We start from the raw sequence: 21,683 nt of genomic DNA on the forward strand, positions 1-21,683 counted from the left end.
TGATCATTCACGTTCTTGCTTTGCTATATATTTTAGATAAAAATAACCACAAAACCCAGCTATAATTGAAGCTGAGAGTATGCCTATTTTAGCCTGTGTTTTATACATGTCGCTGTCAAAAGCCAATTCTGTGATGAAAATGGACATGGTGAATCCCATGGATGCTAAAATTCCAATTCCAAAGACATGTTTGAAAGTCACGCCTTCAGGCAGCGAACTGATGTTGAAAACCACAGCCAATTTTGTAAAGAGAAATACTCCGACAATTTTTCCAACCAGCAATCCTGAAATGACGCCCAGAGTGACAGGGGAAAGTAGATGACTGAAGGCTTCCTGAGTTATTGTTACACCGGCATTGGCAAAGGCAAATAGGGGTAAGATCACAAAATTCACAAAAGGGTGCAAGTCATTCTCAAGCCGATGCAGCGGGGCGGTAGCTTCTTTTGAAAGCGAAGAAAATTTTTCTATATGATCTGAAATTTCGTCTTCGTCTTTTTCTTCTTTAAACATACTTTTGATCCTATAAGAAAGTTGTCTAGTTTTTCTTAAAAAAAGCCTGGTGTTAATTTTTTTACTTCCAGGTATGGTAAAGGCCAGTAAAACTCCAGCAATGGTAGCATGAACACCGGACAGCAGTACAGCAAGCCACAAGCCGGCAATTCCAAAGATGGTATAAAACAGGGTGTTTCTAACGCCTACGTAATTAGCTCCCAGAAGAATTAATAAAAAAACGCCTCCTAAAGCTAAATTAAAGATCGATATGTCTGAGGTGTAAAAAAACGCGATGACGGCAACGGCTCCCATATCGTCAACTATGGCAATAGCCGTTAAAAATATTTTGAGTGATATAGGTACTTTATCTCCCAAAAGGTACATGATGCCAAGAGCAAAGGCAATATCTGTAGCCATGGGTATTCCCCATCCCGATACGGCATTGGTACCTTGTGTAAAACTAAAATAGATCAAAGCAGGTACTAACATGCCGCCAATAGCTGCAGCTATTGGTAGTATGGTGTTTTTAGGATTTTTAAACTGGCCGTGTAGAATTTCGCGCTTTAGTTCCAAGCCTATGAGAAAAAAGAAAATTGACATTAAACCGTCGTTGATCCAATGCAGCAGATTTTTCTTAATGCTAAAATCTTCGAATCCAAAGTACATATAGTGTTTCCAGAAATCATGATAGGTTTCAGACAATGGAGAGTTAGCCACGATCATAGCTAGAACCGCGGAGATAATAAGCAAATTACCAACAGATGTTTTTTTCTGAATGAAATGTTTAATGGGCAGTAGGAGAAGCGTGTCTAAATTTGACTTTTTCATTGAAGCACAATCTAGTTGAACATTTAAATTTAATCAGTTTAATTTTATTTTGATGTGTTTTTCTTGAAATAATCCAATTCTAATTTTATAAGCCTTTTTTTATTTGCTGACTACTTAAATCTCATCCAATTTCCTGACTGTAAATTCATTTTCTGAATTTCCCGTATTTAAGGTTGATTTTGGCTCAAACATCAGGACTTTAGCTTCGCCTACGCCAATGGGTTTGTGTTGAACTCCTCTTGGAATGATGACAAATTCACCGGCATTGATTTCAAGGGTGTTATGATCGAGTTCAATCTTTATCTGGCCTTCTATGACGAGAAAAAGTTCATCTTCCTGCTCGTGCTGATGGGCTATAAATTCATCTTTGAATTTGGCTATTTTGACGTGCTGACCATTGAGTTCTCCAACGATTTTGGGGTTCCAGGGTTTTGAAAAGGAATCGAATTTTTCTTTGAGATTGACAGGTTTGATGTCCATATTGTTTTTTGAATTTGGATATTTAATTCGCTAAGTTAAGATGACCAAACCTGTATTCAAACCCAGAGTTACTTTTTTTGAATGATTAATCTGAACTAATTCTTACTGCTTATTTTTAAAGCTGAATTGAATCTACAAATTCTAAACCTATTTTAAAAATCAAATAACTCGATATTACTTCTTGATCATTTTTTTAGTGATTTTACGCCTGTTATGGCTGGCTCTGAGAATGTAGATGCCTTTTACCAGACTTGATATATCTACAGTTGTCACTCCGCTTCTGCTTAGCAAAAGCTTTCCCTGCAGGTTAAAAATCTCAATTCTCTCAGGGTTTTCAATACCTTCAAGGTGAATGAGGTTTGAAGCTGGATTAGGATAAAGTTTTACCGCGCTGGCTACGACATCATTGTTACTTAACACGTCATAGCAGTTGCTGAGATCGGGGTTGCCTTCTATGGGGTTTCCAGGGCTTAAACTTCTATCTACAAATGCAGGGTAATTCAAAGGGTATTTTTTCGCTCTGAATATCAGGTTGGAGTCTATAAGTTCTTCACCCTGGTTTGGGATGGTCAAATCGTTATTTCCTACAGGATTGATATAGGTCCAGACCCGATTATCATTTGCATCAATTTCAAAAATCTCCCCATTGATGCCTACACAAATTAAGGTATTCCCGTTTGGCAAGCGCTGTGCACTGCTTACGATTCTTGAGAAAAAAGGAGAGGGAATTTCAGACAGGTCAGTGTACACATCCTCCGCCTGTTGCGGGCCAAAAGGCGCATTTGTTTGCTTTTGATATACTCCTGGTGAACTCACAGGAGGATCAACAATCATGACTTCAGAAAAATCTGGTGTTCTGCCAAATCCATTGTTAAAGAGTATAATTTTTCCGGCATCAGTTAAGCCTTCCTTGATGTAGTGAGGATAATGCTGTCCATATAAAACCCTATCCGCTTCACTGCCTTGTTGATAAGCCTGAGGATTGCCCCAGCGGTAAAGAATATCACCTCCCTTACCATAGGTGCCACCACTACTGCCAGCAGCTTCAAGAGTAGTTGTTGAATGGTCAATGATATAGATTTCGCTCAGATTTCTACAACTGATAACAATTTGGTCCAGAGTTTCATCATATTGAATGGAATTGAAATGAAGCCAGTTTTCCTCGCCAGATCCTCCATTAAGAAAATTGATATCCAGTTTTTCAGGACTCGCTGCAACCTCTCCGTAATTTGATTTTGTAGCGTCAAAATCCTGAATCAAATGCTGATTTATATTCCACTCCCAAACCACATTGCCTTGATTCGCTCCCACAGGCTCAACCTCTATTATCTGCTCATTGTATAAGCGCTTATCCGGGAGCTGAGTTGGATTTCTGCCAGCCTCCAGGGCTTCCATATCTTTCATCGCTGTTGCTACAAGAATCAGTATATTAACGTTCGGCATGGGATAAATGTCATAATGCTGACGCTTTTGATCATCGTTAACCTCATACGACCAGATCAAATTGCCATCCCAGTCAAAAAGTTCAACTATTCCGCCAGCTCCACCCATAGTAATGCTGCTACCGCTCTCCACTTGACCAGCTCTCAATAAATTTCCATTAGGCAGCAGATATACCGCATTTCCAGGCTTGTAATCACTGGTCCATTCATTGATGACTTCCCCACAGTTATTAAATAAAAAAGCCTTGGTATTTACACTCATCAAAGTCAACCCCTCGTAAACACCTGCGGTGACAAACGCTGTTCCAAGGGTGTTTTGTGCATGGGATGCCATGCAAAGCGTAAAATAGCAAAGGATCGTACTTATTTTGAGGGACATCTGTTTATTCATTATTCTTTAAGGGATTACAGGATATAAATTATCAAAAATGATGTTGATAAAATTAGTAACTACTTAACAAATATAGTCGTTAAAGAATAAGAATTTTTCAGCGGTTTTAAGGATAGATGAATTAAATCTCTCCTGAACTATTGTTCCAAGTCTGAATTTTCAAGTCCAGAATTATACTCTGCACAGGCCATATTTTAAATCATTAAGTGAAGTATTTCGGTGCTGAGATAGTCAGGACTTTAGACTAAGATAAAACTTCTTAAAGTGAGGAAAACACAGGCTGCCAAGGCGACAACACTAAAAAAGGTTAGATAGCTGACGGGATTTTTTATTAAATGGACTATGCCGATTCCTAAAAACACGAATTGCGCAATAAAAAAAGGGATGGTTAACAATTGCATAAGAAAGTTGGTGAAGATCGTATCTATTTGATAGACGTATATCCCCCACATCAGGCCAAAATAGGCGACAATAGTGAAATTTATTACAGTGAGTCTCTTGCCGGTAATAAGTGATGTATACATTTTTTGAAGCTTAAATTTTAGTCGGGCTAGGCCATCTGACAATTACAGAACTCAATTTTTACGCATCACTTTGTCTTTCAGTCTTTTGAAAAAGCCTTTTCTGTTTTTTTTATTTCTTTCAAAATTGTCATTTCCGATCAACAGGCCAATTGGCTGCAAAACCTCGTACTCCTTGCAAATGACTTTCAGCATAGCGGCAAAAGGCAGGAACAATACCATTCCGGCTACTCCCCAGACCGAAGCCCCAATAATCAGGCTTAAAATGGCAGCAAAGGCATTTACATTGACGCTGCTCCCCACGATTTTAGGGTTTAAGAAATTGCCTTCCAGCAGCTGAACAAACCAAAATAAAATGGCCACTGCCAATGGAACCCAGAGCTGGTCGTGAGACATGAAAGCATATGATACGGGAATGATAGCTCCCAGAGTTGTGCCTATATATGGAATAATGGATAGTGAAGCAGCCAAAAAACCAAATAAAAACGGAGAGTCTATCCCGATAATCCAGAGTCCAATGCTGTTGAGAGTCCCTAAAATTAAAATTAAAGTCAGCATCCCCGAAAGATACTTTTGTCCAACCTGCTGAATCCCCTTGAGCATAGTAAAGAACTGTTCCTTTTTATCTGCTGGCGAAAATTTCATAAACGCCCTTACCAGTCCTTTGTTGAAAATTAAAAACAAAAACAAATAAATAAACATGGTAATCATCCCCGTTAAGAAACTGGCTGTGCTGTTGAACGTACCGCCCAAAACAGTTCCAGCAGAATCTTTCAGCCAGGAAGTGAGATCATTTAATAACTCGTCTTCATTGAGTTGGTCTACGAGACTAACGTTGGTGTTGATGTAGATGATGATATCGGTGTAAAGACTGGATAGCTTAGAGCCAAAATTGCTAATCTCATCGGATAAGGCTATAATTTCTGCAGAGAAAAAGGTAAGGCCTGCACTTATAATGATGATCATGACCAGGATGGAAAGAAATCCGGCTAAAATATTTCCCACACCCCACTTCGTCAGTTTTTTATGAACCGGATATAAGATAAAGGCGAGCAGCAAGGCCACGCCTAAGGGGACTAATATCGATTTTCCCACGACTAAAAGCGCTATAAACAGAGCAAAGAAAGCCAGGGTATAAAAGGATTCTTGAAATGATAATTTCATGTGCACTTCATTTTTTCGAAAAGACTTGGACCAAGTGTTTTTTTATAAAAACTTTATTTAAAGCAGTAAAATTAATCAATCTAAATGTATGAACTGTTTTTTAGGAGTGGATATCTTTCAGTTTAACTCAGGTATTTTTGTTCTTCATTCTGGAAACCATTTAGAAACAAAACTGGTTGTTTAAGCTATGGCTTCTCCTGAAGCAATGTAGTTTTTAACATCAAGCCTTGCTGCAGCAAATTCAAACTAAATGAAAATAAAAAAAGGACCTGAGTTTTAAGTCAGATCCTTCTTTTAATAGGCTTAATCTATAGACATTTAATCGAGCTTTATTTCTCCAGAACAAGATCAATGATGACTGTTCGGTTGTAAGCACGTTGCTCGGGAAGTTTATTTCCGAAATGAGCTTTGCTTGTGTCCTCACCATAGGCCTGTACTTCAAACTGAACGTCTTTTCTGTTCGAATTTGCAAGTGCTTTTTCTAAGATGGTTTTCACGTTGTTAGCACGGTCCAAAGACAATCGTTTGTTATTTGCCGCATCACCAATTAAATCGGTATGTCCGTGGATAAACACTTTACTGTGTTCAGGAATTTTTGGTGCAACAATATCGGTGAGGTATTTTTCGTACATCCTAACAGCTGTTGCATCATCAAATTCATACAGAATGCTAAATCTCATAACCTCATCAGCCTGAGCCGGACCCCAAAGCACAACGTTTGTAGTGGATTCTTCGATAACTTCAAGACCATCATCTGTGGTTCCAATCATTTTGACTTTGAAGTCGCCTTTAGACTGGTTTCCTAAAATGGTTTTTCCAGGAATACTCGCTTCTTCTTCTGTGAAGGGTCCATAATTTTTCACCATTCCATTTTCGTCTGTAAGTTCGAGTCTCCAGCTGGAGAACGCCTCTTTGGCACCATCAGCTTTGAAAGTGACGTAGCTGTCTTCAGGAGCTTCCTGCACTTTAAATAGTACAGGTTTCAACGGCGCAGTAGGCCCGCTTTGGAATTCCATTAGCAAAGCTGGTGAATTACTTTCTATAGTAACTCTTCTTTCTTCTGCACGGATAAGATCCAAATTCTGCGTTCTTCCTTTTCTTTCTGAACTCACTTTAGGATCGATTCTGCCTTCAGTTGCGATTCGAGATGAATCTATTGAAAAGACCTCTACCAGATACGTTTTAACCGATTGAGCCATTGCTTCCGCATCTTCAGTTCCCTTTTCTGAGGACCCTACAAGAGTGATGTTATCGCCTGGATTTTTGACCATACGATCACCAAGAATGTTCACTATGTTGTAATAGACGGTCATTCCACGTTTAGCACGGCCGGAAAGGTCTGTAGGTGTGTTCATTTTCACCTGACTTTCCTCGAAGTCTTTTACGTCTTCTTTTCTCAATGTCACATATTTATTTGGAATCTCGGTAGAACCCTGATCCATATAGATGTAGTTTCTTAAAGGAAAAGTTTCAGAAACCGTACGTTCTGCCGGAAGATTAAGAGGAGATTCGACTGTAAATCCTACGCTTGGGATTACAACTTCGACTTCTTCAATCATCTTTTTACGACCCATGCCAAACTTAAGTGCTGCACCAGCTCTAAGCGTTGTGATGTTCCAGTTTTCTGTTGCACGTGGGTTTTGTCCGAAATAAGGGTGAAAAGCTACAAATGGAGAAAGTACAAATTGTGTCTTCTGCGTATTAGAAGACAAAGGAATATCAAATCCCGCTCCTACCTGCATTGAGGTGATAGTGCTTTCCACATCTCCAAACTCTTCTGTTATTGCCGGACCAGCCACCTGTGCCGGAAAATTAGGATTGGTACCTTTTTCGTAGGTAAATGATTTATCTACATTGAAAGCCAGTCTGGGCCCCCCATAAATATAAAATCCATTCTTAAAGGGAGCAATTCTCACACTTGGTTCTACTGTGATGTAGCTATGATCTGTTGTTAAGTCCATTGGACAGTTACATGGTGAAATCACCTGGTCCCAGTCGCCCTGGCGATTGTCGTATCCAGACTGTAGCATAATTCCCCAAACCGAATTTGTGAAATGATATTCTACCAGTGGAGCGGCATAAAGACCAACTCCATCACCATCTTTAAAAGCCGTTGGAACGGTTAAACCTGCATTTAGTTTTTGCGTGGTTCCTCTGTAGAAATTGAAGTTAGCACCTGCGGCTACTCCAAAATACCAGTTGGGTTTCTCGTATTCAGCCTCCTGGGCTGTAGTCTGCATTTGAAAACTAAATGCAACTATGATAAGTAAAAGTATTTTTTTCATAAGTATAATGAATTGAATTTTTATAAATCCCCCGCCAACTGGAGGGGGATAATGATTTATTTAATTAGAAGGCTTAACAATTGCATTCCCGTCTAAAGTCACTGCTGATTGTGCTAACAATCTTCCTACAACTGATGAGCGTGTATTTACAGAGATCAAGGTTTGAGATAAAATATTTCCGCTAAAGTTAACGTCTGTTCCAAGCATGGCACCTGCACCTGCTACCACCCAGTAAATGTTATCGGCTTTTGCGCCATTTATCAGAATGATTTCTGTGTTGTCTGCAATAGTAAGGTCTCCTGCGATTTGGAAAACAAATTCAGCACAATCTACTCCGCCACCATCTAAGGTTACGCTATTGGTTACTGAAAGTCCTGATGACCATTTATAGACACCTGATGATAAGGTCTGGCCATTGATATTCCCAGCCAGAAGCTCAGTTTGATCTGGTGCCATACCATTCGCGGTAGTAAATGCCGTTTCCATATTGCTTACAGCTGTGGATAAATTGGCTGGTGTTGGAGAGGTATAATCTGAGGCATAAACTTTTCCAGTCACTAAGCTTGACGTTGAATACGTTCCACTGGAATCAAGGATTAAACCAAATCCTGTGATGGCTGTTGAGCTGTTAGGACTTATTCCCATATCTCCAATCACTGAAGTGGTACCTGTAGTTGAAATTCCGGATTTAGCCAATATGGCATAATCACCAGCCAAGCCTAAATCTACAGCAGGGTTTGGACAAATCTGACCTGTATTTTCCTGAATAAAATTAGCCGTGATCACTTTATCTGCGTCCATTGTGATCGTTAGTGGGTTGTTATTTCCAGTAGCATCGCCACTCCATGATGCAAATTCATAGCCGGTATCTGCGTTAGGTGTAAGAATTACATCTGTACCTTCATTGTAAGTCGTTTGGTTTGGACTTATGTTAACCGTACCGTTTTCTGCATTTACTGATAATGTAAACGTATTAACGGGTATCAATGTAAAGTTTGCTGTTACACTTTTATTAGAATCCATAACAAGTGTTAGTGGGTTATCTGTACCCGTAGCATCACCACTCCACGATGAGAATTCATATCCTGTGTCCGGATTAGCGGTAAGAATGACTTCCGAATTGTGGCTGTAGGTTGGTTGGTCAGGGTTTTTACTTAAGGTTCCATTTACAGCAGTCGTTGTTAATGTATAGGTTGCAACTTCAAAGTTGGCTACTAAAGCCATGTTCCCAACCACTTCAAATTCATGGCTGGCAGTAGTTGAAACTTCAGCATCATCAATGGTCCAGTTTGTGAATTCAAACCCTGCATTAGGGCTTGCTTCAACGGTAACTAAAGAACCGTTATTGAATAAACCTGCTCCCGTAACAGTTCCGCTATCATTTGTCGAGACTGATAAGGTAACTTCGGGGATGGTTGTGAAACTCCATACGTAGTCTTCCTGCAATGCATTACCAAAAGGATCTTTTACTCCCGTCGTAACGGTGCCTGTGTAGGTTGTAAAAGGTAAAAGGTCTGCAGAAGGAGTAAAAAAAGCGGTTATTCCTGAATAGCTTAGGGTTCCAGCTAGCTCAGATGCGCCACTTACACTGTAAGTTTCGGAATTTATAGTTTCCGCATTCAATTCTTCGTTGAAAATGGCGGAAATCACCTGATCAAGCGGTACATCGACGGCCTCATCTACGGGGATGGTAGATACTACTATCGGGCACACGCCCACGATTTCGTCTGCATCATCTTCAGCGCAGCCCGTGGTCATAAGTGTCATAGCAAACGCAATGGCGAATGCGGGGATTAAATTTAATTTCTTGAAAAACATATTCTATCAATTTGGTTGTTACTGGCCTATAGCCAACGTGAAATAATTTTCACGGTACCAATTTAAGAGTGAATACATCTTTAAATGTTATACAAATCACACATTCAAAAAACAGTAAGGGAAAGCCCTATGTCACAGTATAATTGGGTTTAAGCATCTTAGTTGCACTTTTTTTTGAAGTATAAGATTGATGAAAGATGAAAACTTATCTAAAACTTATGCAAATTTTAAATAGTTTGGTTTGAAAATGTTAAAATTTTTAAACAAAAAAACTGAATAAGGATATTCGAACACTATGGAAAGAATTAGAGTTTACTTAAAAAACAATATAATGAATATGAAAATTATCGATTCATATAAAAGTCAGGGGGTTTTTGATCATTAACCTATTCCTAACATGTTAATCTTTTGGTTCAATATCTGTTTGTAGCTGGATGGACAATGTCCTGTAGTTTTTTTAAACTGGGAAGAAAGGTGGGCTACACTACTGTAATGTAACAGGTAAGAGATTTCAGTTAAACTGATATCACTGGTTAAAAAATAGAATTTAACCCGTTCAATTTTGCAGTGAATAATGTACTGTTGAATAGAAATACCGTTGACTTCAGAAAAAATATTGGCTAAGTAAGTATAATCATGAGACAACTTCATACTTATATAAGAGGAACAGTTCAAGACCTGATACTTGTCAGCATTTTTAAGCATTTCTTTGATGGTAGCCTTAACTTGATCGACCAGCTTTATTTTATTCGAACTATGTACTTTTAAGCCTAAAGGCGACAACCTGTTTTTAAGGTCATTGTGGCTTTTTTGAATCAAATTTTTAGAAGGCTCAGCAATTTTATTATTTATATATTCAAAAGGTTTTTTAAGATTTTTCAGCTCTACTTCCACCTGTTTTTTTTCAACTAATCTATCAATGTCATTTACAAGTAATTTTATGGTGTTTTTTATTTAACCCATTATACCATAACTCACGGCAACCCAATCGTATTTTGATTTAAAAAGATTCAACAATGACCGATAAGACTATCATTGTTTGTATAAGTTAACTTATATATTTAGTTTTCTTTTCTTAAATTTTAACAATTGTTTTATTATTGTGATAGTATTACAATAAAGGGTATTAATGGAGACTGAAGAGTGTTAAACTTTTTAAGAGAGTAAGCTGAATTGTTTTATGCTTAGAATTTTCACTGATTCTGTTATCAATAAACTCTGATGTTGATGTCCTGCTAAATTTGCAAGGGTTATCCTTATCGGTATGGTATATGCCTTTGAGCTTTGACTTAATCGTCATACGTCTGTTTAATTCAGTACGTATTGAATTTTTATCAGGTCTGATTTAACCAATGTTCTCAAATGTGATGGATTTGCTTTACAGGAGGTGTGGTTTTCATACCGATACCGATGACATTTTTTATCTCTTAATTATTCAATACGTATAAACACTTTTAGTTAATCATCAGACTAAGCTGGAGGTTTAAGCTATGACGCGTCATGAAGAAATGTAGTGCAGAGCATAAAGCAGGGTTGAGGCAAAATCAAAAGAAATAGTTATAAAAAATCAGGAGGCAGACTTTTACTTGATGGTCAATCTATAGCCATGAGGATTGAAATGGGCAAATGATCGGATCCTACGGATTGGCCTGTCGTTCGGTTCAGTACTCTTATATTTTTTGAAACTAGGCAATGGTCCAGAGTGGTTTGTATGGCTTTATATCCCGCCGGCCAGGTGGGAAGAAGTCCAAAACCCATTCGGCTATCTGTCATCTCGTTTTGTAGTAAAGTCCTGAAATGATTTGAAAAGGAAGAGGTGTTGAAATCGCCAGCGATGATAAGATGCTTCGCGAATTCTGAGGTTCTGCTTAGGATGTTGGTGAGCTGCTGATTCCTGTGTTCAAAAGCAGCCTGATGGATAGGAGGGACGGGGTGAGTGGCAATAAGGGTATATGCGGTATTTTGAATACTGATATGACCAATGAGGGATGGTTTGTTGTTAAGATTAAAATAATCGACAGTGCTTTCCATCTCGAACTTACTCAATAAAGCTATGCCGAAATTATCGGTTCTGGTGACCAATTTTCGGTGAGGATACCTGCTGATGAAAGCCTCTAATTCGTTTTCCCATTCCGGGGTGAATTCCAATAGGATGAGAATATCTGGGTTTTCCCTGTTGATATAGTCCTTAACCAAATCGGTTCTGGGATTGGTGGACAATAAATTAAGGCTTGTTAGCTTAAAAGTCTCGCTATGTTTTGGGAGTTCAGGTTGAGAACTGAAGTAGTAAGGGGCTATGTAAAAGCTATTCCAACCTATTGAGATGACCAGCAGGAGGTAGGCTGATTTTTTATGGGCGAGAACAAATCTAGTGGCGACAAGAAGCAAAGTGGCTATAAAAATGTATTGCAGCTTGAAGTGGGCGAACAGGTCGATAAGCCAGTAGTCTGGAAAGCTATTTGGCAAGACAGATGCGGCAGTTACAACAGCTATTGCCATCCAAAGCAAAATTTTAAAAAATGGGTTTTTCATTGCATTGATTTTCAGGACTGAATGCGCTTTGATTAATTTAATAAAGTTTACTGTTAGTTTAGTCTTGTTCGAGTTCATTTTTAAGCAAATACAATACACCAATTTCTTCTCTGGAGAGGCTTTGATTGGAATGCAGTAATTTATCGATTTCACTTTTGAAATAATTCAGGGTTTTACCCTGGGTGTATTCATCGATCACTCTGGGATCTATATACGCACTTCTCGCTACAGCAGGCGTGTTTCCCAATTTTTCTGATACGCGGATAACGGCTTTGCGAATATTTTCATCCAGTAATTTTTGATCTTCCTCATCTACGGCTCCAAGCTCATTTAAGGCAATGGCGGCAATCATTGTACCCGACCAGGTTCTAAAGTCTTTGGCAGAAAAATCTTCACCCATATGTTCCCGGATATACGCATTGAGGTCTTCACTTTTGACATCGATTTTATGCCCCTCATTATCGTAGTATTTGAAAATTTCATAGCCAGGGATATCTTCCAGATCCTGAACAATAGCCGCCAGTTTTTTATCAACTACACTTTTTTCCTGCTCCTGACCGGATTTACCGGTGTAGGAGAAAATCAGTTCGTCACCCTCAATACGTAAGTGTTTACTGCGCAGGGTAGTGAGGCCATAGCTGTTGTTTTCTGAAGCGTAAGCATCACTGCCAGGGCGAAAAAAAGCAGACTCAAGGAGTCTTACCATCGTAGCCAGGACTTTGTTTCGTGTATGTTTTCTTTTTCGAAGGTGTTGCCCTGTCACCCGCCGCATGTGTTCCAGCTGATCTGCAAAGGCGATAATCCGGTCAAATTTCTTGGCTTCTTTGCGTGCTTTATATTCAGGATGATAGATGTATTGCTTGCGGCCCTTGGCATCGCGACCCGTCGCCAGTAAGTCTGCGTTTTTATCGGTCGAAATTTCCACATCCGTCCAGTCCGGGGGAATGACCAGAGACTCAAACCAGTCTCGGAGGCTCTTCTTCTTTATTGTGTTTCCCTTTGGATCCTGGTAGGTGAATCCCCTTCCTTTTTTATATCTGTAGTACATGCTAAGAATGGATGATCAAACTGTATGGGTTTATTAAAATGTTTTAGAGATAAAAGTATGATTTTAATTGACTACTGAAATGGATTCTCAGTGAAATGATGAGAGAACAAGACATTAAAGTTTGTGGTTATATAGATTCAATCAGTGCTTAATTTTTTTTAAAAGTTAAAGTTTGCCAACCTTAAATCTGCTAAATATTGATAGCTAAATGTTTATAAAAAGGAGAAGTCATTCTTTTAAAACCAGCTTTGATTTCACGTCTGAGACTTGCTAAAAAGTATATTTTTGGGCTTTTTAAAAAACAAAGTTATGAGCGAAATTTGGTTTGAATGCAAGGTGAAATACAGAAAAACACAGGACACCGGGGAACAAAAAATAACGACGGAGACTTATTTACTGGATGCCGTGTCTTATACCGAAGCTGAATCGAGAATCAGCGAAGAGATGAAGGCTTACACGAGTGAGGAATTCAGAATTATGAATATAAAACTGGCGAACTTTTCAGAAGTACATCCCTTTGAAAATTCGGATCGCTGGTTCAAGTCCAAGGTATCATTAATAGCTATGGATGAAGAAAGTGGCAAGGAGAAAAAGACCAATATTTATCTGCTGGTTCAGGCCAATGATGTTAAGGAAGCTTTTGAAAATACAACTCAGGCTATGGAAGAAACCATGGGAGATTACAGCATTCCTTCGATTACCGAATCGCCTATTTTGGATGTGTTTCCTTATTTTAGTGGTGAAGAGGAGGGAGATAGTAGGGAGTAGGTAGAAGGTAGTAGGTAGTAGGGAGTAGGGAGTAGGTAGATAGGAGGTAGATAGGAGAAAAGAACATAGAAAAAAGAAAAAAGAGACACGAATCAGGAAACAAGACCCGAGAGCAACGAATAAGAATCAGGAGTTAATAAAATTTATTAGTTTGGTAGGTTTTGAGTTTTTGAGTAGTTGAGGGAGTATGAAGATAGGAGGTAGTAGGTAGTAGGGAGAAAAGAAAAAAGAGAAAAGAAACACGAAACACGAGACACGACCCGAGAGCAACGAATAAGAGTCAGGAGTTAAAAATTTATAGTAGGGTAGTGTTTGAGTTATTGAGTAGTTGAGGGAGTAGGGGGTGTAGGTAAAAGGGAGAAAAGAAGATAGAAAAAAGAGAAAAGAAACACGAATCAGGAAACAAGACCCACGAGCAACGAGCAACCAACAACAAGCAACGAATAAGAGTCAGGAGTTAAAAATTTATAGTTGGGTAGTTTTTGAGTTAATGAGGGGTTGAAATAAATCAGTGTCACAGCTTTCTGACTAGAATACGCCAAAAATCTCGACTAATACCCAGAGAGACATCATCAGAACCACAAAAATAAAACTTAAAATAAAAAACGTGATGGCTTTCCTGACGTTATAAAACTTTCTATCAATTATGACACTTTCTGCATGAATCTGGTAGCTTAACTGTTTAACGATTTCCTCATTAGTTTCGCAGATTTTAGTGATTTCTTTAACAAATTTTTTAGGATCTTTAAATTCATTTGCTGCATCTCTAAAAAAGAAAACATTGGTATTGTACTTCATTTGCATATTAGGCTGAAAGCATTTGAAACAGTAGTAAATCGATATAATCACACTTGCCATCCATAGCAAAGCAAAGACAATAAACACCCAGTTCTCGGTAAATATGCGTTCAAAATTTGATATTCTGTCTACAAATAAGCCCAAAATTAAGCTATGAAAAGAAAAGAGTACACCTGCTTTAAGCTCAGAGGCTTTGATGAGTTTTTCTAATCGTTCTAATTGTTCCCAATAATTGTTAGTATCCTGTGCCATCATCCTAAGATTAAATATTATTTTTTATACAGATAATACATTTTTAAAGGGCTTCTGTTTTTAATAGAAATCTCACCCCTGTCTTCAAATCTGTAGTAATCCTTTATGAGCTTATAGGTGTCTTCAGAGACACTTATTTTTCCTGGTTCACAGCTAGACTCAATTCTTGAAGCTACATTTACAGTGTCTCCCCAGATATCGTAAGAGAATTTATTTTTTCCCACAACTCCGGCAACTACAGACCCGGTATGCATACCAACCCTTACATTGAATCTCAGGTCACTTACAGCATGCACCTGTTTCGATTTTTTGACAAAATCTATGATATCCAGAGCAGCCTGAGCCATAAGTTCCGCATGATTTTCAGTTTGTTCCGGCAGTCCTGCCGCACACATATAAGCATCTCCAATGGTTTTGATTTTCTCTAACTTATATTTTTCCATGATTTTGTCAAACTCAGAGAAATACAGGTCTACACTTTCCACTAATTTTTCTGGCGGGGAATTTTCAGCGTACTTTGTAAAACCTTCAAAATCTGTAAATAATACCGTAACCGATTCATATTTTTTAGCTTCGACTTTACCAGACTTTTTTAACTCATCTGCAGTATCTCTGGGTAAAATATTTAAAAGCAGGTTATCAGACCTTTTCTTTTCTTCATCGATTAGCTTATTGGTTTTGCTGATGAATTTGGTTCTTCGGTATAATCCGAAGGCTAAACCTGAAACTAAAATCATACCCCCTAGAAATCCGTAGGTCAAAATTTTATCGTTTTTACGCTTTTGTATTTCAAAATCAAGTTCAGATTGTTTTTGGGAGACTTCAAATGCTGTTCTTTGATTGGCCAGTTTTTGAATTGTAGCTATATTGTTAATGCTGTCTTTAGTGGATATGTAATTTTTAAAATGAAATAAAGATTCAGAAAGCTCATTAGTCTTCTCATATATTTTAGCTAAGCGTAAATTAGCTTCACTCCTTTGGTTTTTAAGATCATATGTTTTAGCAATCTCTAAACTTCGTCTCGCATAATCTTTGGCGAGTTCCAGTTGACCCAAGTCTACATAAATTCCCGAAATGTAATTCAGATATACAGAAATGGGATAATAGTCCTTCTCTTGTTCGAGGATTTTAATGGCTTCCTGAAGGTTTGCTTCAGCCATTTTGGGTTTATTTTGCTTGGCATACACCATGCCTATATTGCCAAGATTATAAGCAGAACCCAGCCTGTAATCTGTTTTCTTACATAAACCACTGGATTCATAAAAATATCCAAGTGCTTTTTCTAAATCGCCTGTTTTTATATAGACGTCTCCAGCGTTTAATAAAGCTCCTGCCAGATATTTTTCAAATTTATCTAAATCAGTTTTAAGGGTTGTAATTTTAATGAGATCTCTCAATTGGCTTATGCCCTCTTCATAGTAATCAATAGAAATACTATAGTTTCCTATATCTGAATACACCCCCCCAATGGTGATATTTGTTAAAGCGAGTCGATCATTCTCCTCAGCTTCACTGGCCAGTTTAGCAGCGATCTGATAGTATCCTAAAGCCTTGGAAAGTTCACTTTTATTCAAATAAACATTTCCCTTTTGTAAGTTTGCAGTGAATAAATACTGGGGAGAATCTGCTTTTGTTGCTTTTTCAATAAGCAGGTCACTGTACTTTAATATTTCTGTCAGGTCTTCCTGCTTGTTAACAATTTCACTCAGCAAATAGAGCTCATCGTTTTGTTCGAAAGCACCAGTCATATAGATATGTTCTAAACTATCAAGATCTGATGGATTGTTTTGAGAATAAACAGTTCCAATAAAAAAAAAGCCCAGTATGAAGGCTTTTTGAACGAATGAAGCTATAAATTCAACTGCTATTTTTGATTTTATATTCATCCAAATCCTAGTTTTATGCTTTTTGAGATCAAAATTCTCTAATTCTTATTCTGGGATCAATTTCGAATATACCTGGAAGCCGACTGCCATTTCTGTAGACTCTAAATTTTAAACTGTATTTTTCGACATCTCCCGGCTGACCCTGCGCGACTGTCCCTGTAACTATCCCATCGACATCGTTGATTACATTTTGGCCAAAAACATTTTGCCCGCCCTGATAATTAATCGAGTGTAATTCAACGGAACTTTCCGCATTGCTGGCCTCACCTTCCCAGACTACTATATCTCCTACATTTACATCTGTTGTGAAATCTACATTAGACACATCGGACTCCTGTCCGAAGCTGCAAACTTCATTTACATTGTCTCTGGTTATATTGTTTGTATTACAGGTCAGTATGATGCTATGCGTGGTTTGTGCGGAAACTAAAGTTGTTAAGGAAACACCTAATGCCAAAATCAAGTATTTCATTGCAAATCTTTTTTTCATTTTATGTCGATTTAAAGTTTTAATAAATATAGTTAAATGCCTGTTACATAGGGAACGGAAAACCGCTCAAAACCTTGAAACAAGGTAAAAACCACATCAAGATGTGAGTCTTTTTAGGAATTAAATGTTAAATGCCTGCACTTATTTCAGAATCCATATCTCCTTTAAGGAACAGCAGTTTTTTAATAGTTCTTAAAATGGTCTTTAAAAAACATGTATATTTAGTTGTCGTCAGAGGTTAGCGGGCGTAAAAACAAACAAAATGAACAGAGTTTTAGTTCTAAGTAGAAACTTAATCCCTTTTGGAGTTACAATTAGCCTCTTCGGAATTCTAATTTTATTAATGAAATCGCCATTTCTGACTGGAAATGAGACCTTAATAGCGGGTATTACTGCTGATCTGTTACTGACGGTTCCATTGGTTTATTTCCTGCTTATTCGCAAAACTGAAATTCCTAAAACGACCGTAATTCCTATAATGCTTATTGGTCTTTTAATTGGTTCTTACTTCTTAACCGACGAACATCAATATTATCTCAGACTTTTTAAAACCTGGGTGCTTCCCATCCTTGAAATTTTAGCTCTATCCTTTGTCATCTACAAGGTCAGGAAAGCAATAAAACATTATAAATCAAATAAAACGAAAGCCTTTGATTTTTTTACGACCTTAAAGAATACCTGCGACGACATACTTCCCAAAGGAGTTGTAATGCCTGTTGTAACTGAAATTGCGGTATTCTATTATGGATTTATATACTGGAAGAGACGAGAATTGAAGGCTAATGAATTTTCCTACCACAAAGACAGCGGAACAATTGCATTACTGATTGCAATTATATTCATAGTAGCAATTGAGACAGTAGTATTTCATATGTTACTCTCAAAATGGAGTGATACTGCTGCCTGGATTTTGACATTTTTGAGTATTTATTCTGGAATTCAAATTCTTGGGTTCTTAAAATCCATGTTTAAAAGACCTATATCCATAGAGAACGACCGACTTTATCTTCGCTATGGAATGATGACGGAAACAGTTATTGATATAAAAGAAATTAACTCGATAGAAATTTCATCAAAAGATATAGAGCTGGATGAGGAGACTCGAAAACTATCGTTTTTAGGCGAGATGGAAAGCCACAATATTATCATCCGCCTGAAAAAAGAAAACGAATTGACTGGACTTTATGGGATCAAAAGAAAATATAGAAATTTAGCATTGTTCGTAGATGATAAAACTGAATTTGAAAACCGAATAAACAAGGCCTTAAAACAATAACGGACTTTCAGGCCATTGAGCTAGCTTTACTTTTTAAAGGCTTAAAGTAAAGTACTTTTGATCCGCCTATGTTTATTGACCCAATCGTTTTGCTTCCTCACAATCAAGCTTGTTTATGAGGAAAATTAGGAAAACCCTGCTTTCAGAAGGAAAAGCTGGAATGAAGGAAGAAAGTAAATGAGTATATTGATGAAAATGGTCAACGCTATTTAGGGAAGGTCAGCCAGCCTAAAACCTACATCCTACAACCTATTCTTCGATATTATTTCAAAACACGGTATATAAAGGGGTTTTTAGGATTTGTGCGGTAAAAATAAGTACGTTTAAAGAGAATTGAAGGAAAATAAAACCTATAGAAAGAAAGTAAGTAAGTGGACTAACTCATTTTTCATTACACCCCTAATACAATAGAGGCGTCGATACCCATTTTTAAACTAATTTCTCTGGCCACTTTTAAGGTGGGCTCACTTTTGCCATTTAAATATTCGCTAACTCGGGAAGTGCTAACCCCTAATAATTCTGAAAGTCGTTTTTGGTTTAATCCCATTTCAGCCATACGCAACTTTATAACTTCAACAAGCTTAGGTTTTGCTAGGGGATAAGTACGCTCCTCATAATCTGCAACTAAATCTGACAACACGTTTAATTCTATATAATCCGTGGCTTCGGTATTTTCAATATTATCCGGGTTCTCCAAAAGTGTTTCAATACGATTGAGTAAAGCTTTATACTCTTTTTCTGTCTGTATCATATCAACTATTTTTAATGTCTTTTATCTTATCATAATCCTTATGCGTACCGATAAATCGAATATAAAGCTTTTGTGCATTAAAGGAAATTATAGCAACAAGCCGATAATCATTTCCTTTTATATTAAACACATAGCGATGATTTCCTACATAATCAACGCTATTAAAGCTTTGTTTTATGTCACTTAGGTTTTTCCATTCTTTAGCTGTAACCGTATGATACCAAAAATTTAAAGCAATTTCAGCATCGGCATGTTTAGCTGAAAACTCTTTAATCCGTTTATAAGTTACAACACGCATCTAGTCTTTAATTGGTTACAAATATACTATTAAATTTTGTTTTATGTAATTTTATTTTACAATTCAAAATAATCATTCAGTATTTAATATTCAGTTGCAAGCCCTAAGAAAAGAGCAAACGGCTAACGGCTAACAGCAAGGGGTCGGGAGTCATGAAAAATTTTAAATTCAGTATTCAGTATTGAATATTCGATATCCAGTTGCAAGCCATAAAAAAAAAGAGCTAACGGCTAATAGTCAGGATCCGGGAGCCAGCCTAATACCCACATCCTGAAATCTATTCGATACAGAAAGTTGTTTTACCAGTATAAATAGGGTTTCAAGAGATGGAGGTACAAAAAGGTACAAGTTTTTACCACTTTCCGTGAAGAAATTAACATTCCAGCAATGACAGGGCCTGCGAGCGCACAAAAATTAGCATTTGGCCAAAATGACCCTTCTTTTATTGCCTCATTTAATTTGTACCTTTTGTAAGTAACTGTAAAACAAATAGTTGTAAATATTGAAATTCAAAATCTTTCAATTTTACGATTTTCTTGTACCTTTTGAGGTACAAAACTGAAGAAAATCTATCGGTTTTTACGTCAAACAGGGGAGTGTTTAACTAGTCTTTTTTCTGTTGATATCTTCCAGATCATATCTCACTATACCGCCTATTTTATGAGCTTTTAGTTTACCAGTTTTATTCCATTTATTTAGAGTCACAAATGAAACATCAAGAAGTTCTGCAGCTCTTTTTCTGGAAACCCACCGTGTTGGTTCGTTGTATTTTAAATCTTTTAGTAGTGCTCTTAGTTCTCTGGTAAAATCTTCTTTAAACTCTTTTTTGATTTCTTTTACCAGCTCATGCTTTAGTTCTTCTAAAGTCACATCGATAAGTCTCTTGTAAGTTGATTCCATAATTCATAAATTTTTGATAGTTAATGTGATTAAAATCAAAAAATATAGACATCATGGTTTTTCAAGGGATAGGGTAAGAGGCATAGTTTTTTAAATTAAAGCATAAAGACAGAATTAGTATTCATCAGAAAAGTGATTTTCAATGTGTTTTTTTAGATTAATTGAGATTTTCAAGCACCTAATCTTAGAAATACAAGCGGGATAGAAAATCCGCGAGGATTTTCGTAAGTAGGCGAGTATTAGAAATGAATTAAACAGGTAGCTGCAAGAAGTTATTTTATTAGTTCAAGATATTTTTTCAATAGTTTATGGTCTCTTTTGTAACCTAGATAATAATCTTTAAAAATATGATTATAAGAATTGATAATACTTTCTAGTTGTTGATATTCCAATTCACATTGCACGAGTATTTTTCCATATTCAAGTGTTATGGCCAAATCCGATTGTTCTCTATTTAACTCTAATAAGGGCTTAACTAAATTATTATATGAATAAAAGTAATGAGTTCTTATTTCTCCTAAATCTGCCCATGAATATGAGATTTCATTTTCCTTTTCTAAAAATAACTTTATTTCAATGTCTTTCTCCTTATTGGAAACAGATTCAACCATATATTTATGATGATTTAGCTCTTTGAGTTCCCTGTATTTTTCCATATTGAAATTATATCTTTCAAGTTGTTCACTATGGGATTTGGTTAAATTATCCAAATCTTGAATTATTTTGTGTTCATAGAATTTATATTTTCTCAATAAAGCCCAAATTTTATGAAATGTTTTCGACTTCAATTTTTTATTTAAGGAAAAAGAGAATTGTTTTCTAAATGAATAATAAATCTCAATGAAATCAAACTCAAAAATGGTTTCTAAATATATGATGTCTCTATGTTTAAAACGCCAAGTTTCTTCTCTTTTTAAATTAATTTGAGGATAAAATTTTAATAAATTTTTTTCTTTTGTTTTTAAGTCTTTGCAAACTTCTTTTAATAAATGGCGAAAAGTTTCTCGATTCGATTTTCTTAAGTTGTATTCTTTTAATTTAGAAAACAAATAATTTACTAATCCGCCAATTAGAAAAACAATTATAGAAATAAGTGTAGGAACCGAAACTTCATTTGATATTCCAAAGATTTCATTAATCCATTCTATCATTTTCTAAAGTATTGTATAATTACTGGTTACGGTCTCGTATAACTGTCAGTTACGGGTTAATATGCATTAATTTTCGGTTTAGCAATGACTTTAGCAATTACGGCGGATTCGG

Annotated in this window: 18 protein-coding genes; 2 read left to right on the plus strand and 16 right to left on the minus strand. The window is 36.8% G+C overall.

What is annotated here, in order from left to right; genetic code table 11:
• Nucleotides 1–3 precede the first annotated feature (3 nt).
• From nhaA to LB450_RS00870, 9 genes are all read right to left on the minus strand, one after another.
• Nucleotides 4–1,320 carry a Na+/H+ antiporter NhaA gene (nhaA, locus tag LB450_RS00830; RefSeq protein ID WP_224485932.1) on the minus strand — a complete coding sequence of 439 codons (1,317 nt, stop codon included), beginning with the start codon at nucleotides 1,318–1,320 and terminating at the stop codon, nucleotides 4–6.
• A 114-nt stretch (nucleotides 1,321–1,434) separates the two neighbouring features.
• Nucleotides 1,435–1,800, minus strand: a complete 366-nt coding sequence (locus LB450_RS00835) for a cupin domain-containing protein (protein WP_224485933.1) — start codon at nucleotides 1,798–1,800, stop codon at nucleotides 1,435–1,437.
• Nucleotides 1,801–1,974: 174 nt separating this feature from the next.
• Nucleotides 1,975–3,576, minus strand: coding sequence for an aryl-sulfate sulfotransferase (locus LB450_RS00840; protein ID WP_224485934.1), 1,602 nt, complete (start codon nucleotides 3,574–3,576; stop codon nucleotides 1,975–1,977).
• Nucleotides 3,577–4,208: 632 nt separating this feature from the next.
• A complete protein-coding gene (locus LB450_RS00845) occupies nucleotides 4,209–5,318 on the minus strand; it encodes an AI-2E family transporter (RefSeq protein WP_224485935.1) in 1,110 nt (369 codons plus the stop codon).
• A gap of 329 nt (nucleotides 5,319–5,647) precedes the next feature.
• Nucleotides 5,648–7,603: an OmpA family protein gene (locus tag LB450_RS00850; RefSeq protein WP_224485936.1), complete on the minus strand. Its 1,956-nt coding sequence runs from the start codon at nucleotides 7,601–7,603 to the stop codon at nucleotides 5,648–5,650.
• A 60-nt stretch (nucleotides 7,604–7,663) separates the two neighbouring features.
• Nucleotides 7,664–9,421, minus strand: coding sequence for an ice-binding family protein (locus tag LB450_RS00855; protein ID WP_224485937.1), 1,758 nt, complete (start codon nucleotides 9,419–9,421; stop codon nucleotides 7,664–7,666).
• A 381-nt stretch (nucleotides 9,422–9,802) separates the two neighbouring features.
• A complete protein-coding gene (locus LB450_RS00860; RefSeq protein WP_224485938.1) occupies nucleotides 9,803–10,315 on the minus strand; it encodes a helix-turn-helix domain-containing protein in 513 nt (170 codons plus the stop codon).
• 699 nt (nucleotides 10,316–11,014) lie between these two features.
• Nucleotides 11,015–11,953 carry an endonuclease/exonuclease/phosphatase family protein gene (locus LB450_RS00865; protein WP_224485939.1) on the minus strand — a complete coding sequence of 313 codons (939 nt, stop codon included), beginning with the start codon at nucleotides 11,951–11,953 and terminating at the stop codon, nucleotides 11,015–11,017.
• Between the two features lie 58 nt (nucleotides 11,954–12,011).
• Nucleotides 12,012–13,001: a DNA topoisomerase IB gene (locus LB450_RS00870; RefSeq protein WP_224485940.1), complete on the minus strand. Its 990-nt coding sequence runs from the start codon at nucleotides 12,999–13,001 to the stop codon at nucleotides 12,012–12,014.
• Nucleotides 13,002–13,310: 309 nt separating this feature from the next.
• Here LB450_RS00870 and LB450_RS00875 point away from each other — a divergent pair, with 309 nt between their 5' ends.
• A complete protein-coding gene (locus LB450_RS00875; protein ID WP_224485941.1) occupies nucleotides 13,311–13,769 on the plus strand; it encodes a DUF4494 domain-containing protein in 459 nt (152 codons plus the stop codon).
• Between the two features lie 528 nt (nucleotides 13,770–14,297).
• On the opposite strand, the gene LB450_RS00880 is transcribed toward LB450_RS00875, so the two are convergent.
• The 3 genes from LB450_RS00880 to LB450_RS00890 are packed head-to-tail and all read right to left on the minus strand — an operon-like array spanning nucleotide 14,298 to nucleotide 17,195.
• The gene (locus tag LB450_RS00880; RefSeq protein WP_224485942.1) at nucleotides 14,298–14,819 is read right to left on the minus strand and encodes a Pycsar system effector family protein; all 522 of its coding nucleotides are present in this window, start codon (nucleotides 14,817–14,819) and stop codon (nucleotides 14,298–14,300) included.
• 17 nt (nucleotides 14,820–14,836) lie between these two features.
• Nucleotides 14,837–16,705, minus strand: coding sequence for an adenylate/guanylate cyclase domain-containing protein (locus tag LB450_RS00885; protein ID WP_224485944.1), 1,869 nt, complete (start codon nucleotides 16,703–16,705; stop codon nucleotides 14,837–14,839).
• A gap of 28 nt (nucleotides 16,706–16,733) precedes the next feature.
• The gene (locus LB450_RS00890; protein ID WP_224485945.1) at nucleotides 16,734–17,195 is read right to left on the minus strand and encodes a hypothetical protein; all 462 of its coding nucleotides are present in this window, start codon (nucleotides 17,193–17,195) and stop codon (nucleotides 16,734–16,736) included.
• Between the two features lie 262 nt (nucleotides 17,196–17,457).
• On the opposite strand from LB450_RS00890, the gene LB450_RS00895 reads away from it, so the two are divergent.
• Nucleotides 17,458–18,471: a hypothetical protein gene (locus tag LB450_RS00895; RefSeq protein WP_224485946.1), complete on the plus strand. Its 1,014-nt coding sequence runs from the start codon at nucleotides 17,458–17,460 to the stop codon at nucleotides 18,469–18,471.
• A gap of 391 nt (nucleotides 18,472–18,862) precedes the next feature.
• Here the strand turns inward: LB450_RS00895 and LB450_RS00900 are convergent, their stop codons facing one another.
• The 4 genes from LB450_RS00900 to LB450_RS00915 all read right to left on the minus strand — a co-directional run bounded on the left by LB450_RS00900 (nucleotide 18,863) and on the right by LB450_RS00915 (nucleotide 21,571).
• The gene (locus LB450_RS00900) at nucleotides 18,863–19,222 is read right to left on the minus strand and encodes a helix-turn-helix domain-containing protein (RefSeq protein WP_224485947.1); all 360 of its coding nucleotides are present in this window, start codon (nucleotides 19,220–19,222) and stop codon (nucleotides 18,863–18,865) included.
• 1 nt (nucleotide 19,223) lies between these two features.
• Nucleotides 19,224–19,520 carry a type II toxin-antitoxin system HigB family toxin gene (locus tag LB450_RS00905; protein ID WP_224485948.1) on the minus strand — a complete coding sequence of 99 codons (297 nt, stop codon included), beginning with the start codon at nucleotides 19,518–19,520 and terminating at the stop codon, nucleotides 19,224–19,226.
• A gap of 600 nt (nucleotides 19,521–20,120) precedes the next feature.
• Nucleotides 20,121–20,420: a MerR family transcriptional regulator gene (locus tag LB450_RS00910; RefSeq protein WP_224485949.1), complete on the minus strand. Its 300-nt coding sequence runs from the start codon at nucleotides 20,418–20,420 to the stop codon at nucleotides 20,121–20,123.
• Between the two features lie 272 nt (nucleotides 20,421–20,692).
• Entirely contained in the window at nucleotides 20,693–21,571 is an 879-nt protein-coding gene (locus LB450_RS00915; RefSeq protein ID WP_224485950.1) for a hypothetical protein, read from the minus strand.
• Between the last annotated feature and the right edge of the window lie 112 nt (nucleotides 21,572–21,683).

This window comes from Psychroflexus curvus, from assembly GCF_020164585.1.
Taxonomy (GTDB): domain Bacteria; phylum Bacteroidota; class Bacteroidia; order Flavobacteriales; family Flavobacteriaceae; genus Psychroflexus; species Psychroflexus curvus.

Excerpts from the sequence above, each read along its gene's own strand:
- nhaA (WP_224485932.1), bottom strand. The coding sequence starts at position 1,320 with ATGAAAAAGTCAAATTTAGACACGCTTCTCCTACTGCCCATTAAACAT.
- LB450_RS00835 (WP_224485933.1), bottom strand. The coding sequence starts at position 1,800 with ATGGACATCAAACCTGTCAATCTCAAAGAAAAATTCGATTCCTTTTCA.
- LB450_RS00840 (WP_224485934.1), bottom strand. The coding sequence starts at position 3,576 with ATGGCATCCCATGCACAAAACACCCTTGGAACAGCGTTTGTCACCGCA.
- LB450_RS00845 (WP_224485935.1), bottom strand. The coding sequence starts at position 5,318 with ATGAAATTATCATTTCAAGAATCCTTTTATACCCTGGCTTTCTTTGCT.
- LB450_RS00850 (WP_224485936.1), bottom strand. The coding sequence starts at position 7,603 with ATGAAAAAAATACTTTTACTTATCATAGTTGCATTTAGTTTTCAAATG.
- LB450_RS00855 (WP_224485937.1), bottom strand. The coding sequence starts at position 9,421 with ATGTTTTTCAAGAAATTAAATTTAATCCCCGCATTCGCCATTGCGTTT.
- LB450_RS00865 (WP_224485939.1), bottom strand. The coding sequence starts at position 11,953 with ATGAAAAACCCATTTTTTAAAATTTTGCTTTGGATGGCAATAGCTGTT.
- LB450_RS00870 (WP_224485940.1), bottom strand. The coding sequence starts at position 13,001 with ATGTACTACAGATATAAAAAAGGAAGGGGATTCACCTACCAGGATCCA.
- LB450_RS00875 (WP_224485941.1), top strand. The coding sequence starts at position 13,311 with ATGAGCGAAATTTGGTTTGAATGCAAGGTGAAATACAGAAAAACACAG.
- LB450_RS00880 (WP_224485942.1), bottom strand. The coding sequence starts at position 14,819 with ATGGCACAGGATACTAACAATTATTGGGAACAATTAGAACGATTAGAA.
- LB450_RS00885 (WP_224485944.1), bottom strand. The coding sequence starts at position 16,705 with ATGAATATAAAATCAAAAATAGCAGTTGAATTTATAGCTTCATTCGTT.
- LB450_RS00890 (WP_224485945.1), bottom strand. The coding sequence starts at position 17,195 with ATGAAAAAAAGATTTGCAATGAAATACTTGATTTTGGCATTAGGTGTT.
- LB450_RS00895 (WP_224485946.1), top strand. The coding sequence starts at position 17,458 with ATGAACAGAGTTTTAGTTCTAAGTAGAAACTTAATCCCTTTTGGAGTT.
- LB450_RS00900 (WP_224485947.1), bottom strand. The coding sequence starts at position 19,222 with ATGATACAGACAGAAAAAGAGTATAAAGCTTTACTCAATCGTATTGAA.
- LB450_RS00905 (WP_224485948.1), bottom strand. The coding sequence starts at position 19,520 with ATGCGTGTTGTAACTTATAAACGGATTAAAGAGTTTTCAGCTAAACAT.
- LB450_RS00910 (WP_224485949.1), bottom strand. The coding sequence starts at position 20,420 with ATGGAATCAACTTACAAGAGACTTATCGATGTGACTTTAGAAGAACTA.
- LB450_RS00915 (WP_224485950.1), bottom strand. The coding sequence starts at position 21,571 with ATGATAGAATGGATTAATGAAATCTTTGGAATATCAAATGAAGTTTCG.